The organism is Thalassomonas sp. RHCl1 (genome assembly GCF_947387555.1).
Taxonomy (GTDB): domain Bacteria; phylum Pseudomonadota; class Gammaproteobacteria; order Enterobacterales; family Alteromonadaceae; genus Thalassomonas.
In genome coordinates, this window is the sequence record NZ_CANDNZ010000023.1 from 15,048 (window position 1) to 32,816 (window position 17,769).

General features: G+C 48.7%; 9 protein-coding genes. 2 read left to right on the plus strand and 7 right to left on the minus strand.

Translation table 11 applies throughout. The features are described 5' to 3' along the window. Positions 1-560: 560 nt before the first annotated feature. Positions 561-809, plus strand: coding sequence for a hypothetical protein (locus tag QL234_RS30405; protein ID WP_281561482.1), 249 nt, complete (start codon positions 561-563; stop codon positions 807-809). 161 nt (positions 810-970) lie between these two features. On the opposite strand, the gene QL234_RS30410 is transcribed toward QL234_RS30405, so the two are convergent. Both QL234_RS30410 and pulA read right to left on the minus strand, forming a co-directional pair. Next, positions 971-2,776 carry a GGDEF domain-containing protein gene (locus QL234_RS30410; protein WP_281561483.1) on the minus strand — a complete coding sequence of 602 codons (1,806 nt, stop codon included), beginning with the start codon at positions 2,774-2,776 and terminating at the stop codon, positions 971-973. 683 nt (positions 2,777-3,459) lie between these two features. Continuing rightward, entirely contained in the window at positions 3,460-8,136 is a 4,677-nt protein-coding gene (gene pulA / locus QL234_RS30415) for a pullulanase-type alpha-1,6-glucosidase (RefSeq protein WP_281561484.1), read from the minus strand. 153 nt (positions 8,137-8,289) lie between these two features. Here pulA and QL234_RS30420 point away from each other — a divergent pair, with 153 nt between their 5' ends. Then, positions 8,290-10,377, plus strand: coding sequence for a glycoside hydrolase family 97 protein (locus QL234_RS30420; protein ID WP_281561485.1), 2,088 nt, complete (start codon positions 8,290-8,292; stop codon positions 10,375-10,377). 6 nt (positions 10,378-10,383) lie between these two features. Here the strand turns inward: QL234_RS30420 and QL234_RS30425 are convergent, their stop codons facing one another. The 5 genes from QL234_RS30425 to QL234_RS30445 all read right to left on the minus strand — a co-directional run bounded on the left by QL234_RS30425 (position 10,384) and on the right by QL234_RS30445 (position 17,697). After that, positions 10,384-11,148, minus strand: coding sequence for a transporter substrate-binding domain-containing protein (locus QL234_RS30425; protein WP_281561486.1), 765 nt, complete (start codon positions 11,146-11,148; stop codon positions 10,384-10,386). 111 nt (positions 11,149-11,259) lie between these two features. Next, complete coding sequence (locus QL234_RS30430; RefSeq protein WP_281561487.1) at positions 11,260-12,405, minus strand: aminotransferase class I/II-fold pyridoxal phosphate-dependent enzyme; 1,146 nt, start codon at positions 12,403-12,405, stop codon at positions 11,260-11,262. Positions 12,406-12,447: 42 nt separating this feature from the next. After that, the gene (gene ovoA / locus QL234_RS30435; protein WP_281561521.1) at positions 12,448-14,550 is read right to left on the minus strand and encodes a 5-histidylcysteine sulfoxide synthase; all 2,103 of its coding nucleotides are present in this window, start codon (positions 14,548-14,550) and stop codon (positions 12,448-12,450) included. A 103-nt stretch (positions 14,551-14,653) separates the two neighbouring features. Further along, a complete protein-coding gene (locus QL234_RS30440) occupies positions 14,654-15,802 on the minus strand; it encodes a hypothetical protein (RefSeq protein ID WP_281561488.1) in 1,149 nt (382 codons plus the stop codon). Between the two features lie 38 nt (positions 15,803-15,840). Beyond that, on the minus strand, positions 15,841-17,697 hold the full coding sequence (locus QL234_RS30445) for a tetratricopeptide repeat-containing diguanylate cyclase (protein WP_281561489.1): 1,857 nt from the start codon (positions 17,695-17,697) through the stop codon (positions 15,841-15,843). Positions 17,698-17,769: the final 72 nt, after the last annotated feature.

A 17,769-nucleotide genomic window follows, 5' to 3' on the forward strand; every position in this document is an offset into this window, starting at 1 on the left:
CCGGGCTCACCCGGCATCGCCCTGATATTTAACCACTGAAAATTGATATTTCCGCCTGCCAGTCAGGTAAAACATGACATCCAACCATTAAAGCGTGGCACTAAGAGTATTACTCTGTCCAGTTCAGGGAAGTATAATCCTGGAATATGAATAAAATAACCATCAGAGACCGTAAAAGCCAAGATCAGGGTTCACTAAACATCAGGACTTTTTAATCCGGGTTTAAGGGATAAAAATAAAAACATCAACTCCCCTTTGCCCTGAATGCATATAAATAGTCACAGATAAATATGACTTATCCTATCCCAAATAATAAAGGTGACGGCTAGGGATTACATTCCACCTCCCTCCGGTAAATACGCTGCGGCAATTTAAACACGAGCAACCAACCCCCTTAAGCCCAAAAATGTAAAATTTTTGTTGCAACCTGGTTGAACAAATAATACTCTTAACATGATAATCTAGTGATTTTTTTATTTATAAATCATTATTATACAATTCATCATTTACTAGCTTATAAATGATAGTCCAGCTCCCTTCCCATACGAGGAATAATAAAAATGAAAAAAACGATATTAGCGGCTCTCGCCTTGATGTTAACGGCCTGTGCCAGTAATGATAACGAGCAACTGGCCAAAAACGACGATGGCTATCGCTGTGAAAAAGTGTATACCTTAGCCAGTAAGATTCCTAAAAAGGTCTGCACCAACAGCGCACAACGTAAAAAAATGGAAGAAGACTCTAAACAAGCCTTGCGCGAACGACGTAACGGACCGCTTACACAAGCCGCAACTCCGACAAAATTCTAAAGCAGTCTTGATAAATGCCGTAAGTAATAAATCACGGCGACTAACACCGGCAACTTAGCTGACGATGTTAAAGGTTTGGAAGTAGAGAAAGGGTTTCAAGGATGAACCACTTAATCTTGCTACAAAACAGCGCACTGCTTAGTGACAACAGTCTTTAATTATCAATCACCTACCACCTGGTTTCGCCCCCCGGCTTTTGCCTGATACAAAGCCTTATCCCCCCGGTTGATCAAGTCCTGTAAATTTTTCTCCTCACGGACACAAACCACACCGAGACTGACGGTTAAATATATGCTCTCCGGCTCAACGCCGACCCGGGCCGTCGCCACTTTAGCGCGGATACGTTCGGCAATTTCCACGGCTTTCTCCTGTCGGGTATCGGGTAATAACAACAAAAACTCTTCTCCGCCGATACGGCCAAGCTGATCCTGTTTACGCAGGCATTCTTTACTTTTTTCCACCACCTGTACTATCGCCTGATCCCCCGTCTCATGCCCTAAAGTATCATTAACCTGCTTAAAGTGGTCGATATCAAACACGATCAGCGACAGGGGCTGATTCAGCGAAATTGCCTGGCTGAGCATTTGCTGCCCGGTTTCAAAACTATGGCGTCGGTTGGCAATTCGGGTCAGGTGATCTGTCTGGGCCCGGTATCTGAAAATCTTTCGGGTTCTGAGCAAATGCCAGCTCAGTAAAACCAGGGCAAAAGCCAAAAAAGACACCAGCAACAGGAAAAGGTAGGCATTGCGTTTTTGCTCTTGTTCCTTGTCAAACTGCAGGGCATTTATTTGCAGGTCTTGCTGCAATATTTTATTGTCCAGCTCGGTAATATTGACATTAAATAAAGAGGCGGTGGTTGAGGTAGAGCGCAGGACAAAATCTCGCCGTTGCTCCACTTCCTGATCCAGGCGAAGATAAAATTGCGCCATGGCCGCACTATAGTTGCCGGCAAGAAATTCTTTTATTGCCAAGATTTCAAGACTCTCCGTTTGGTATTCGGGAAAAGCCTGTTGATAAGCCGCCAGCTGCGCTTTTGTTTCGGCAAGCTTACCCAGACGAAAATAACTGACGATCAAGCTTTCATACGCCATACGGACAAAATAAACTTCACCTGTGTTGTCTCGCTGCTGCAATGTCAGCAGCAGTTGGGCGACACTTTCATTAAACTTTCCCTGAGCAAAAGCCAGCCTGCCGGCGCCAAAATGACTGAAAAAGGTAAAGTCTTTAAATTGTTTTTGTGTTCTCGCCAGATAAAACAAGGTATCAACATGCTTACCGGCAAGCTCAAAACGCTTCATATTTATCGCGGTATCTACCAGGGTAAATTGCATGTTAAACATATCCTGATAATCATCGACACTGGCCCATTGCCGGTAAGCCTTATTAAGAAAGTCATATGCTTTTTCATAGACATTATAATTTTGATATAACAAACCAGAAGCATTATAAATCATGGCATGTTCGCGGGGAGAAAGCTGGTTATTTGTGGCAATCGCTATCGCCTCATCAAGCAAAGCGAGTCCCCGTGGCAGGTCGGCATTAAAATCTTTAAAACAAAAAGCATAACGTACCAGTACCTTAACCAGTAACTTAGACTGATTGAGTTGCCGCGCCTGCTCCAGCGCCTGTTTACGGTCCGGGCAATAGAGCCGGGTATCGTAAGTTTGCAGATACCTGACATAAGAGCGCTCCAGCAGGCTTTCCACCTGCAATACCGACGGCCCCTGATGATAGGCCTGGTCGAGGGTGATTGCCTGGCTATATGAAGCTATCGCCTGATCCAGCTGCTCACCTCTCTCCTGGTGACTTGCAAGTAAAAACCAATAATTCGCCTGCTGTTGCAAATCAAGAGTGGCAATGTCGCTTTGGTAAGACAGCAACAACTCCAGTTTCTCTTCAGGCCCGGCGATTGCGGATAATTTTTGCTTAAGGATATCCAGACTTTGCCCGTAAACAGACGGGAACACAGCCAAGTTCAGTAGGAAACAGATAACAGTTAAAACCCTGCTCAGGGAGTACATCAACAAGCTCCGGATACAATTTATTCAGGCACAAGTCACCAAATTAACAGGAGCTCATTGTGACGATTTTCAATCTAATAAATAATTCAATCTATTAGTATTATAAAGCAGGACAAGAAATAACGAAGTTATTCTTTGTTCCTACATTTTATCCTGAATATAGCGCGGCTCTTATTCTCCCTGTATCATCCTGCTCCTACTCGTCCTGAGTTCGCTGGATACATACTTCCTGTATAACCCAGCTCTTACTCGTCCTGAGTTCGCTGGATACATACTTCCTGTATAACCCAGCTCTTACTCGTCCTGAGTTCGCTGGATACATACTTCCTGTATAACCCAGCTCCTACTCGTCCTGAGTTCGCTGGATACATACTTCCTGTATAACCCAGCTCTTACTCGTCCTGAGTTCGCTGGATACATACTTCCTGTATAACCCAGCTCTTACTCGTCCTGAGTTCGCTGGATACATACTTCCTGTATAACCCAGCTCCTACTCGTCCTGAGTACGCTGGATACATACTTCCTGTATAATCCAGCTCCTACTCGTCCTGAGTACGCTGGATACATACTTCCTGTATTAAAAAGGGAAGCCGTTTTGGCTTCCCTTCTGTGCTCAACAATTACCTTGTTCAATCGTCACATTGTTCAATAACCAGGGTCCCCGCCTGCCCTTCACTCACCAGGGGAGCATCTAAAGTCAGCGTAAAACTGTAATCGGCAACACTCAAAGTAGCGGAGTTGTTGTCTGTGCCGCCATCCCCCCGGTAAAGCGGGTAAACAACACCGGCCTGAAGGTCATGTGTCAGCTGGCCCGGTTCACCGACAAAATACTGCAGCTGCCAGTCATTGGAATTATCCGCCAGCTTAAAGTTAATTTCTCCCGGGCTGTTAATTTTTACCTGGTAGCGGTTATTCCCTTTATAACTGAGCTGATAGTCAGCCAACGGCTGCCACTGTGTTAAATCGCCGCGGACAAAAATTCCGGTATCCGCCAAAGGCCCCAGCTCGGTACTGTCCGGCAACAGACAATTGGCACTTGGGCTTTTGCTGACGGTTAATAGCGGATTTTGCGCCTCCAGGACATCAAACAAGAAATCATAACGGCCGCCGGTCTCAATATTCAGGGATAAATCTCCCTGGTTGGCAACCAGAGGTTTGGCCTGATTTAGGGTTAGCTCGCCGTCGTCGGCGCCAAAGTTAACTGCCTGCCAGTTTTCATCCGCCACTTTAAACTGGTATATCTGCTCTGCCAGCTCAAGCGAAGTTAAATAGAGGCCGCCTCCGAGGTAATCAAACACCTGAGCGCTGTTCCAGTTATTCATGGTGCCGCGCAAATAGAACTCGGTAGCACTAAAGGCCGGACTAAACTCAGTTAACGTCAATACCGGCGCCTGTTGTTCGAAGGCATTTAACGAAAACAGATAGTCGCCGGCTTCGTTAATTTCCAGAACAAGATCTTCTCCTCCGGCAAGCAAACTCAACTGCAGACTTTCTCCCGGGGTTATGCTGACGCCATCACCGCCAAAATTGGTCGCTGCCGACCAGTTCATATCCGCAATTTTAAACTGGTAGCTACCCGCTTCCAGGGCAAGCGCCAATTGATATTGATAATCCCCCAGGTAGCGAAAAGCATTTACCGTGCTCCATTCATTCATGCTGCCGCGTAAATAAAGGGCTGTTTCACCGTAAGGGGCGGCAGGGTCTACCTCTTTGATTTGTATATTCACCGCCGCTTTGTCCAAAGCATTAAAGGTAAACTGATAACTGCCGGCACGCTCAACCGTCAGCTCAATATTCCCCAGGCCCGCTTGTAATACCCGGCTCTGCTCCAGCGGCACATTTGCCTGATCTGCGCTGATGCCATAATTGATCGCACTCCAGGCAGCATCGGCAATCTTAAACTGATATGTCCCCGCTTCCAGGTTAACCGCTACCCGGTAGTCTCCATTGCCGTCAAAGGTCAGCTCATGATCTAGTCCCCAGCCATTCATGTCTCCGCGCAAGTAAACCCGGCTGCTGCCAAAAGGTTTGATATTGCTGTAATCCTTATTGTCGGTATTCACCGCCAAACCTACTCCCTGGCTAACTCCCTGCGGCTGGACAAAAACCGCCACCGATAACGGCGGAATAATAAAGGTACCGTCAGCAAATGTTGCCTGTTTAACCTGCCCATCCGCCCCTTGCTGCTGGACGTCATGCAGGCTAAACCCCTGGCTGCCGGCTAAATGGAAACTCTGGCTTTGGTCGTCATGGTTAAAGATCACCACTACAGCATCATAGTTAGCATCGAGATCTGCCACATTAGCCCCGTCGTCGATGGACATCACTATCAGCCCCGATACCTGGTCCGGACCGACATTACGAAAATCTACCCTTTGCATGATATCCGTAGCAGTGCGCAGGCGAAACAATTCACTGCTGCTGCGGATTTTCAGCATATCCATAAAGACAGCACTGCTGGTGCTGATGTCTTGCGGCGAGGGAATATCCAGACCGTTATTATTGGCCACTACTTGTGATATCAAGGGCCAGTTGTCCTGATCTTTTTCCGCCGGCGGCAGGCCGACATGGTAGTTATTGCCTTGTTTGGAAAAATCGACCTTGTTAAACCAGTCGCCGAAATCAAAGCTGTCGCGGGCCATGGACTTGGAACGTAACAGCTCAGAGCCCATTTGGAAGAAGGGAATGCCCTGGGCATAAACCGGATAAGCCAAAGACAATAACTGTAAACGCACCCGATCTGCGGTACTGGTGCCATAAGGGATACGGTACTGGTTATTGTCCCACAGGGTCTGATTATCATGTTTGGAGACATAGTTGATCATATCCGCCGGATCTAAGGCATAAGCCGTGGCCTGGTCGTGATAAGGCACCTGCTCGCCGGTGACGGTATTGCCGCTGCTATCGAGCAGGACAAAGTCCACCAGGTTGCCCGCCAGCGAAACCCTGGCCTGATCCATGGATAATTCATGCTCGGCCTGATAGTCACTGGCAAGTTCATTGGCATTGACCCCTAGACCGTTACCCAATCCCTGGTTGCTGCGCAGCTGTTCGCCCCCTTCAAAGGGCCCGCCGCCACGCACCGCATCACGCAGGCGATCGGAAAAAGTCCCGATTGACGTACCGGCCATATTGACCTGCCCCGCCTGTTCAAACAGGGCATCATTGGCAACTTCACCGAAATTCCAGCCTTCGCCGTAAAAGTAGTTATCGCTGTCCACCGCCCACACGGCTTCGCGGGCCGCCAGCATGGCAGCTTTGGGCTGGTGTCCCATCAAATCAAAACGGAAACCGTCGATGCGGTAATCCCGGGCCCAGATCACCAAAGAGTCGGTCATTAATTTCGCCATCATTCTGTGCTCGGTGGCGGTGTTGTCACAGCAAGTGGACATCTGGACATTTCCGGTTAACGGATCCAGACGGTGGTAATAGCCGGGTACGACCTTATCCAGCACCGAGCGATCGTTTAAACCCGAGGCATTGGTGTGGTTATAGACTACATCCATCACCACCCGGTAGCCGAGATCGTGCAAGGCCATCACCATCTGGCGGAATTCTTTAATGCGGGATACTCCTTGGGGATTTTTCGCATAACTGCCTTCGGGCACGGTATAGTGGAAGGGGTCATAACCCCAGTTAAAGCTGTCCAGGGAACGTAATTCATTAACTAAAGCCTGGGCTTCCTCCCCTGCGGGGGAATAAGCAGCCAACACTTGCGCCACGGTCTGCGCTTGATTGACATCAGAGCTGCAAATCTGCGCGCCCGCGTTGATGCTGCATAAATGGCCGATGCTGCTGTCTAGATCAACCACATTGTCAGCATCTTCATTGACCGTCGCAATATCGAATATCGGCAGCAAATGAAAATGGTTCATGCCGGCCGCTTGCAGGGCTTTCAAGTGTTTGATGCCGTCCGAGTCGCTTTCGCTAAAGGCGGCATATTTTCCCTTGGCACTTTCATCCGAGAGGTTTTGCTCAAAGGCGCTGAAATCCCTGACATGGGCTTCGTAAATCATGATATCTTCCGGCACCGCGATGGCCGGCACCTGATGTTCACTCCAGCCCTGCGGTTGGCTGTACTCTTCACTGAGATTGACCACCTGGGAATAAAGACTGTTGGTGGACAGGCTCAGGGAATAAGGATCGGTAACCACCATAGTCTCCATCTGGTTGGACACAGGATGATAGGCGGTAATTTCATAGCGGTAATAATATAACTCAGCTGCACCGCCCCCGGCATAATGCCAGATGCCGTTATCGTCTTCCGTCATCGGAAACGGGGTACCGCCTAAAGGCTGGAAGTTTTCATCAAACAACTGCAACTTCACGCTTTGCGCCGTTGGCGCCCAAAGAGAAAAAGCGATACCGTTATCAAAACTCAGCCCGAGCGTTTGCTCATCGGCATCATTTTCACCAGCGGTATAAACATCGTCCAATACCCCGGGAATCTGTACCCGGGTCATGGCCACCACTTCACCGGCATCATTTTTGGCTACGGCAATCAGCTGCTCCTTAAGCAGGGGTTTCACCTCAAGGTCCGGTGGCAGCTGCCAGCCGAAAAACTCCGATAAATGGGGAAACTTGTCATAAACCGATTGCGAAAAAGTCGCCACCGGAGACAGTGCATAGCCCTGGCCGCCAGTGATCTGTTTGCTGGTTTCATCAAGGCTGATATCTGCCGTTTCCGAGCTATAAAGTTCAACAACAGCAAAGTTGACTCCCGGAGTCCAGGCCAGGGTCTGTTGATCCACCCAGTGGGCCGCGGCCCCGCTCAAGGTAACCGAAATCGTTGCGCCGGCCTCATAGAGTACTTTGCTTTGGCCGTGAAAAGTAAAGGCATGCCGGCTTGCTTGGCTTAAATCAAAACTGGAGTTGTTATCTCCCAGCGCCTTGTCATCGCCTTTATGGACAATAAAATTGAGGCAGTCACCGCTGCCCTCCTGGTAATCCAGCAAATAATAAGCACCATAGTCGTCACTGATACCGGCATAGGGATAGGGATCCTGCCACTGGCTAAAGTGAGGAGAATTCAGGGTGGCTCCGGCATAATCACCGCAACCTTCGCCATTCCATAAATGCAGCCCCCAACCGTCATAGTCCCCGTCTTCCCGGCGGTAATAAATGGCAACCTGGTTATCTCCAAGAGTTACGGTATTAATCTCAGGCCCCCGCTCTTGTCCGGATAAGTCTGTGGTAATGCTGGCATCACTGGTATTACATCCCGCCAAGGCCAGAGCGGCGGTAATAACCAAAGAGCCGAACACACAGGTTCTGAGCCGCTTTGAATGCTTATCGGAGTTTTTCATCTTGCTGGAGTTCCTTATTATTGTTATTCCTTAAAATAAACATCCCAAGAGAAAATATCACCTCAGGCGAAGTTGAATACGTATGCAGCCCCCTGCCAAATTTCTGATGACGTTTTACACTGGTTCACCAGCATAATCACAATCGGGATCATAATGACGTTTTTTCGAAGTAAGTTAGCCAGCCCTTTATCTATAAGAGCCGCAGCAGTAGTGTTCACCCTGAGTTTTAGCTTATTACCGCAACAGGCAACTGCCAAAAGCGTTAATATCAGCTCTCCCGACGGCAGCATCACCCTAGCCGTCAACGATGATAACGGCCCAAGCTACCGGGTCAGCTTCAAAGGACAGACAGTGATCGAACCTTCCCAACTGGGTATGGCCTTTAAAGCCGTGCCCGGTTTTGATACCAGCTTTACCATAGCCTCAGTTGAAAACAACCAGGTTAACAGCAGCTGGCAACAACCCTGGGGAGAGCGGCAAACGGTAGTTGATCACCACAACGAGCTGCTGGTCCGCTTTAACTCATCGCGACAGCTCAGCAACCACTATCAGGTACGATTTCGGGTCTTTAACGACGGTTTAGGTTTTCGTTATGAGGTGCCAAAACAAAACGGCCTGACGGGTAAGGTTGAAATTACCGATGAATTAACCGAATTTAATATTCCAGAGGCAGAGCAAACCACCGCCTGGTGGATCCCTGCCCGCGGCTGGAACCGCTATGAATACCTGTATAACACTACGCCCTTATCCGACATCGACCGCGTCCATACTCCTTTCACCTTCAAACTAAAAAGCCGGGTACATGTCAGTATCCATGAAGCCGCACTGGTGGATTACGCCGCCATGACATTAAACCAGCAAAGAACAGGGAGACTCAAAGCTGATTTAACCCCCTGGTCCGACGGCATTTTGGTAAAAACAAAAACCGATTTTCATACCCCCTGGCGCACGATACAAGTTAGTCCGGACGCTGTCGGTTTACTCAATTCAGACTTAATCTTAAACCTGAATGAACCCAGTAAAATCGCCGATACTTCCTGGATCAAACCCGGTAAATATATAGGTATCTGGTGGGGCATGCATATCAATGAAACCACTTGGGGCAGCGGCGACCGCCATGGTGCCACCACAAGTGAAACCAAACGCTATATGGATTTTGCTGCCGAAAACGGCTTCGACGGCGTACTGGTGGAAGGCTGGAATATCGGCTGGGACGGCGACTGGTTCTTTAACGGTGATATCTTTAATTTTACCCGAAGTTATGATGATTTTGACCTGAAAGCCGTCACCGACTATGGCCAAAAATTAGGTGTAAGACTTATCGGCCACCATGAAACCTCCGGCAGCGTGACTAACTACCGCAACCAGCTGGATAACGCCTATGACTTATACCAAAAGCACCATGTCAGCCAGATAAAGACCGGCTATGTCGCCGATGGCGGCGATATCAAACGTATAGATGAGAACGGCGTGGCACGCCATGAATGGCACGACGGCCAGTTCACTATCGGAGAATATTTGCACAGCGTAAAAGAAGCCGCCAAACGCAAGATCAGCATCAACACCCATGAGCCGATCAAAGACACCGGGCTAAGGCGCACTTACCCTAACTGGCTCACTCGCGAAGGGGCACGGGGACAGGAGTTTAATGCCTGGGCCAATCCCGCCAACGGTCCCGAACATACCGCTATGTTGCCTTTTACCCGCATGCTTGCCGGGCCGATGGACTTTACTCCGGGGATCTTTAATTTCGACTTTAATAACGACAACCCGGAAAAAACCGGTATACGGCCGCAAACCACTTTAGCCAAGCAGTTAGCTTTATACGTAGTGTTATACAGTCCGGTGCAGATGGCAGCGGATCTGCCGAGAAACTATCAGGCAAACCTGCCGGCATTCCAGTTTATCAAGGACGTGCCTGCCGACTGGCAGCAAAGTCAGGCACTTGCCGGTGAGGTAGGTGATTATGTGGTTTTTGCCCGCCAGGAGCGAAATGGCAAGGATTGGTATCTGGGTGCCTTAACCGACGAACAGGCCCGAGAGATTGAAATACCGCTAAGCTTTCTCGAAAGCGGCACGCAATACCAGGCACAAATTTACCGGGACGGCGCAAAGGCGCATTGGTTAAATAACCCATATGACTTAGTGATAGAACAAAAAACAGTGACAGCCAAAGATAAACTGACTTTGTCGCTCGCCGCCAGTGGCGGTACCGCCATTCGCTTTAAGCGAATAAGATAAGCCAAGCTACTTTGATATTGGCCGAATGTCAGGAAGCAAGGTTTTTCTGGCATTCGCTACCTCCTGCCATAGCTTTTCCGCCAACTGAGCATGCTTATGGTAAAATTGGTGACTTAACATCAAATAATAATCCCGGGTTTCCAGTGGTGGCCAATCCCTTTCGATATCAGTGATCTGCTGTGCCTTAAGATAAGGATCCAACAAAATATCCTGAGTTGCCACCGCATCTACCCGGCCGGATTTTAATAACCGGTAGAGCTGATCGACATCTTTCACTTCAGCCACCGCCAGGCGGTGAGCGCGTAACATCGCATTAATGGAGAAACCCGACTGTGTGGCAACAGACACCCCTTCAGGCATAAAGCGTTTACCGTCCCAATCAGCCTTTGAGCCTTTATTGCGGTAAAGAAAATAACTGATCTGGGCGATACGTTTATTAACATCCGGCAAACCGGCTTTCATCGGATAAACGCCAAAAACTTCACGTTCTTTCAGATAGGAAAAAATAAAAACCCCGTCTATCACCCCATGATGTAAATGGTTCAAAATCAGGCGATTAGAATAACGTTCAAATATCACCCTGATACCGATCTTTTCGGCTGCGGTTTTTATAATATCAATAGCAATGCCCGGGGGAGAAGCTACCTTAGCTCCAGTGCCTAACTGGTAGGGGTAAGACTCGGTATCGCTATAGGCCAGGCGGATTTCTTGCTGCGCCCGTGCATCCACTAAAATAAACAACAGCAGTAGCAGAAAAATATAACGAGACATAAATTACCCAACTCAGTAAATTATGTATAACTATAGTGCAAGGCAAGCTGCTGAGATATTTTTCAGAAGCAGGTTTTAATAAACAATGACCAGAGAGCAAAGAGTTTACAGCTATGCCTTAACATGCTCGCTATTGTCGCCATCAACAAAGTCTTGCAAGAGAGATAAAGCCCGTGGAAAATTCAATTGCCCAAGGCCAAGACGAAAATATTCCCCTTCCACCCCGAACAGGTTCGCCGGTAATAACAAAACCTTGTATTTGCGGGCGAGCTCAGGTGCCCAGTTGCTGACAGGCCTTTCTAAATGAGAGCTCACTAAAGTCATAATACCCGCCTGGGGCGGCTGCCATGAGAACAATCCGGCATTGCTATCGACAAAACGCTGAAAATGATTGATGTTGTCACTGATAATTCGGTTATTTCGCGCCAGGATATTATCACTATATTTCAGCGCCATTAATGCCAGTTGTTCATCCACGGCCGAGGTACAAATTGAGCCATAGGCTTTAACCGACAGTAATTTAGCCAATAAGCTTTTATCCCCCGACAATACCCAACCGATACGTAGCCCTGCCAGGCCGAAGCTTTTCGACATCACGCCAACCACCAGGCTTTTTTCATAGCTGAGATAATCATGAGCCAACGACAGGTCATTATAGTTGCTGGCCTGGGTGACATCATCGGCTAACAAATAGCAATGGTGCTTTTTCGCCGAAGCCAGTACCTGCTTTGCCGCTTCACTGTCGATGATGCTGCCGGTGGGGTTATGGGGGGAATTAATGACAATCAACCTGGTATTATCATTCATCTTAGCCACCAGCTGCTCCGTCTCCATACGCCAGCTACCCGAGACTTGCAGGGGGATAGCATTGACCTTTACTCCCATTGCCTGCGCCATAGTCACCAGGGAAGGATAATTAGGAGTAAAGACAACTATCTCATCTCCCGGCGATAGCAGGCTTGTATAAATCGCCGCCAGCGCCTCCTGCGCTCCGCAAAAGGTCAGCACATTACTTTCATCAAATGGATAACTTTTCCGGTTAAGGGTCTGATGGAAGTGGACAATTTCCTGCCTTAGCGCCACCGACCCCGACAGGGGAGCATAAGTTAAAGGCAGCTCCGCCAGATCTTTATCCGCCAGTTGGCACAGCTGGGCTACCGTCAACGCCTGGGCGCAGGAGTTACTGAGGTTAAAAGTAATCTCGGTATTAAGGCCCTGGCTATAGGCGATATGCGCCGGTAATGTTAATGCTTCCATGTTACTCCCCCAGGCATAAACCTGCACACTTGAAAGAGCGCCTTAATCATTTTTCAGCTGCCACACCGTCAGTTGCTGTTCGCTCACCTGGTAATTACGCCGGTTGGTTTTTACCACCCGGGTGATCTCCTGCTGTTCAAGCAAATTGAAATCTCCCGCTAAATATTGCAGCAAACCGTCAAAGCCGGTGACATTCTCACCGTTGACCTTAATGCCCCCCAGCCATTTATTTTTTTCAGTGATCTGCTCGCTAAAACCATAATCGGAAACCAGCACCAATAAACCGCCGGCTTTCAGCCTTTGCCTGATCGTAGCTAAAAATAGCCGCGGGTCATAACTTAACTCCAGCACCTGCTGTGCCAGGATAACATCATAACCGCTAAATATAGCCTTAAGATTGGCGGCATCTCCCTGGCAAAAGTTGATTTTATCCCGAGCCTTTTCCAGTCCTAAACCCGTTAGGCTGATCTCCTTAAAGTCGACGATATCCCCTTCATTTTCACAGGTATAACGGACACTGTTCCCCTGCTGTAACCTGACGCCATGCTGAATATAGCGGGCGGAGAAATCTACCGCATCGATATGGCCAAAATCCGGCGCCAATTCAAAGGCACAACGACCGACGCTACAGCCAAGATCCAGCATTTTTCCCCTGGGGATGGCATATTTATCCGTAACAGCAATCAGCTTTTGCGCCAACTGCTGCGCATAATTCCCCAGGTTTAAACCGGGCTCGCCATAATGGTTTTCCAGCTGCCGGCAGATCTCCCAGCTGGTTTCATAATGGTTAACCTCAATTGCCGGTATTTCCTCAAACTCACTGTGGATGTAACGGAAACCGGCATGCTGGAAAAAATGCCGCCGAAAGGCATAACGGGATGATTTACAGGCTTCATTGCCGGTAGAAATCCAGGAGCCCCCCTTGATTAGGTTATGCTTGCCGTCAAAAGTCGGGGTGGAAAAATCATCGTATAAGGGGTGTACCTCAAAACCATTAAAACCGTCGATGGCCGATTCTGTCCACTGCCAGACATTGCCGGTAATATCAAACAGGCCATCGGTTTCAAAGCGGTTTACCGGGCAGGAGGAAGCAAAATACTGCAAATTGATATTGCCGGGGGCTTCCTGCCAGTCGACTAAATCTGTTGGGATCTTATCCCGTAAACAATACCACTCGGCTTCCGTGGGCAAACGGATATAACCGCTGCTTCGCCCGGATTTCCAGCGGCAAAAGGCGTGCGCTTCCAGGTAATTCACTTCCACCGGCCAGTCCAGCGGCAAAGGCATTTCTGAAAGCAGGTTGCGCTGGAAGTAGCTGTCTCCCTTTTTCAGCCAGAAACGCGGCATGCTTGCCCGGGTAAAGGCCAGCCATTGCTGCCCTTCTTCATTCCAGTATGCGGGATTATCATATCCCCCAGCCTCGACAAAACCTAAAAACTCCTGGTTCGACACCAGGTATTTAGAGGCCTGGAAATCCCTGACCTCAAGCTCTACCTGCCCGTATTCGTTATCCCAGCCATAAGTGTGATCACTGTCGGCCTTGCCTAAATGAACCGTTTTCCCTGCTACCGCGACTAAAGTATTTTGCGGGGCATCACCGCTATAGGGGCAGGCCTGCCACTGCTCACTCGCCGTCAAATACTGCAGCGGCAACATCCGCATGATCACCGAGGACGTTTCAATATGGATACGCTCATGCTCACAGCCCATCAGGATCACCCAGGCGAGGGAGTCTTTTGCAATCGGCAAACTTAATTCCATGGTATCGATCAGCTGCTCGACCAAGGCCTTTACCTGCTTGCGATAAGCAACCACTTCATCAACCGCCGGCCAGTCATAATGGCTGCTGTCGAGATCGTCCCAGCTCATTTCATCCACCCCGACGGCGCAGATGGCTTCAAGCTTTTCATTGATGCGTTTATCCAGGTATTTGCCCAGGATAAGTTTATTGATGTAAAAAGTCGCAGTATGGCCAAAATAAAAAATCAGCGGATGACGTAACTTTTCCGGACGCAAATAAAACGCCTCGGGATCATTGATCAGGGAAAATAACGAATCATAGCTGTCCCAGCTATTTTGAAAATACGCCTTCAATTCGGCTCTTTTCTGCTTAACGCATGTCCCCGTCAGTAACGGAGGCCTCATTTGTTGTTTCGTGATATTCATCGGCCAGGTATTCACCTTGTTATTTTTGTCTTTTATTGCCCGCAAGTCATTTGCCGGCAAACCCGCATTATTTGCTATTACTCTAATAAAACGTTTTTTGCTGATATTTAGCTAAGACACTGTTTTTTAATTTATCCCCTAATTTCCCTGAGTTTTCAACAGATAAATCAGCCATATCCTTTACCGTCTGCATATAAAGCTGTACCGCATTAATACGCTCACTGAACCAGCGCTGGCGGGCAAACAAACTGACGGCATCAAAACCATCCTTATCGTGATTAAGGGCCCCGGGCAGGCTCACAGGGGCAAATGACGGTTTTAAACCGGCCTGACAACCCTTGTTGTTATAGACCTCCAAGGCATCAATTAAATTCGCCAGGGCAAAAACAACATTCAGGTAAGGGTTGTAATGCTTACTCGAAGCCCCCAGCCGGTGCTCGATACGGGCGGTTTTTTGCCAGTTTTTCCTGCTGAGCAGTACCTGGTTGGCGGCATCATATAATAACGGCTCAACCCCCATGTCCTGATTATGCTTGCCGTATTGCTTATACAAGGCAATGCTGCCCTGATGCCCGCCGGAAATATCCACCGGCGAGCAAAGCTCTTTTGCCAGACCATAGCGACTTTTTAGCGCCAGGCGCTCAAAGGCATCTGCTTCCGGCAGATAAAGCAGACAACAACCTAAACTGGTTTGCAGAAAACACTGCTGCAGATATTCGCCAAAGCTATGTTTGGCAATAATATTTTCACCCCTGCCATCGCTGGCGCTGATATTGATTTGCACCGCATTGGGAATATGCACCGCCCGGGCCTCACCGGAAAAAATATTGCTGCTGCCCAAGGCAAGTTGCCCCTTATCTCCGCACCAGACCACGGGTTTGATCAGGGTTTGCTCTACTCCCTGCTGTGCGAATAAATAAGGTAATTTCTCCAGTGCAAACGCCAGGTTATCGGCTTCCTTCAACGGCGTCTGGCCATTAAAAACAGAGACATACTCCCACTGATGGCGCCAGTATTCCGGCACCAGTTCAGCGTCTATGCCAAGGGAGCGCAATTGCCGGTTAAGCAGGGCAAAGTCCAGTTCCTGGTTTGCCCGGTAAGGAGGAAAGCGATAGCAGCCTTCAAGCTCGAAATGTACCGCCGGGGTATAACCCAGCGTATGGATATAAGACTCAAGTAAGCCTATCACCTGCCGTGCCAGGGCGCTGATCTCATCCACAGGGCGATTCACAGGTTGGCCATCGCAATTTTTTCCATCACAAAAGCCGGTTATGCCATTTCCGGCTGATAGACCACGGCGCTGTTCGCCCCCTGCTCTTTGGCCCGGTAAAGCGCCAAGTCCGCCTGCTGATACAAACTGACACTATCGCTGCATTGGGGGGAAAGGCTGGCAATACCTATGCTGACACTGACAGAAAAGCGTTTTTTATTTCCCACTTCAAAAATATAATCATTAATACTGGCGGCCAACCTTTGGGCAATTTGACGACATTGCTCCGGGCTTATCCGCGGCAGCACACAAAGAAATTCTTCACCGCTGATACGGCCCATCACATCCCCCTGACGCAGCACCTTTTGTCCGGCTCGTGCCACCTGGCAGATCACCTGGTCACCGGCAAGATGGCCAAAATTATCATTGATGTGCTTAAAATTATCGATATCAAGCAAGATCACCGACAACTCCCCTTTTTCCGGCACAGTACCGTCGGTATACTTTTTAAGATAATTGAAAACATAACGGCGGTTATATGCCTTGGACAAGGGGTCCAGGGTCGATAACTCAAGAATTTTATCGTTATATTTGCGCTGGTACACCATAACCACTAAAAAGAAAATCGACAAACTTACCGCAAACAACAAGAAGTACTTTTGTTGCCTGTCTTCCAGCTGAGAATGCTCTTGCCTGAGTTCGGTTAATTCCTGCTGCTTTTGCAGCAAAGAAACTTCCTGCTCCTTACGGCTTTGCTCCATGCTTAAACGCACTTTTTCCAAACGACCATCGGCATTTTTACGCTGCAGTTCAGCATATTGCTCAAGATAGCGGTTTAACAGCTGATAAGCCCGGCCATTTTCTCCCCGGGCATACGCCAGCTCTGCGCTGAGTTTTTCAACTTCCAGTTGCCATTTGGTGCCTTTAAGTTCGGGCATACCGGCAAAAATATCCCCGGCTGCCGACAAGGTCTGCTGTGCCCCGGAAAAATCGCCTTTATCCATCAAACAAGCAGCCTTGCGCTTTAACAGTTCGGCTTTATAGTCCGCCAGGGCGTTGATCGATAACGCTTCATCGATAATGGCGATACCCCGCTGACACTGTCCCTGCTCTGCCAGGGTCATGCCCAGGCCATATGCGGCAAAAAAAGCCACTTCCCGATTCGGGGTATAATCAATCAGGGTACGGTAACGTTCAAAAGTCGTGATAGCCAATTGATATTTTTGCCAATAGCGGTAGATGGTGGCCAGCGCATACACGGCATCGGCAATATGCGCCCGGTAACTGAGCTGTTCATAGCTCGCCAGCGCTTTTTGATAATATTCCACCGATTTTTCATATTCGCCGAGATAACCATAAATGGCGCCATAGGTTTCATTTACCCGCGCCAGCAAAAACTTATCCCCGAGGGCAAAAGCTTCAACATAGGTTTCCTGAAGTTCCTTGAGGGAGGTTTGATATAATTCCGTCAGGCTGCGGGTATAAGCAAGTTCCTGTTTACCGACGATATAAATATGATTGAGATTGGCCTGCTCCGCCTGGGTTAACGCCTGTTGAAAGAAATCAACCGCCTGGCTATAAAGCCCTTTTTGCTGGGCCAATACACCGGCATAAACATTAAAACCACCGGATATTTCCGCCGGGGTCTGCGCCGTGATCAGCTGCTGCGCCTGTTTTACCGTCACATCGAGATCGGCATTTAAATACAATAATAACTCGGCCTGTGCCTTGCGCAGCAACAACCATAACTTTTCATCATCCGGCCATTGCCCGGCTTCTTGTTCCAGCACCTGAAGACGCCGGTAACTCAACCAGGGCTCGCGGTTGACCTCTTCAAACATCCCCTGTAAGGACGAGAGTTTCTCTTGGTCTTGCGCCAAAGCAACAGGAGCAGAAATTCCCGAAAACAGGAACAACACAATCCCGGTTATAATAAATTTGAGGCTGATCTGCATCCTTTACCCGCTACACCTTTCTTACATTATGCT

Bases quoted from the DNA above. Each gene is read 5' to 3' on its own strand.
- ovoA (WP_281561521.1), bottom strand. From the start codon at position 14,550: ATGAGGCCTCCGTTACTGACGGGGACATGCGTTAAGCAGAAAAGAGCC.
- QL234_RS30420 (WP_281561485.1), top strand. From the start codon at position 8,290: ATGACGTTTTTTCGAAGTAAGTTAGCCAGCCCTTTATCTATAAGAGCC.
- pulA (WP_281561484.1), bottom strand. From the start codon at position 8,136: ATGAAAAACTCCGATAAGCATTCAAAGCGGCTCAGAACCTGTGTGTTC.
- QL234_RS30425 (WP_281561486.1), bottom strand. From the start codon at position 11,148: ATGTCTCGTTATATTTTTCTGCTACTGCTGTTGTTTATTTTAGTGGAT.
- QL234_RS30405 (WP_281561482.1), top strand. From the start codon at position 561: ATGAAAAAAACGATATTAGCGGCTCTCGCCTTGATGTTAACGGCCTGT.
- QL234_RS30430 (WP_281561487.1), bottom strand. From the start codon at position 12,405: ATGGAAGCATTAACATTACCGGCGCATATCGCCTATAGCCAGGGCCTT.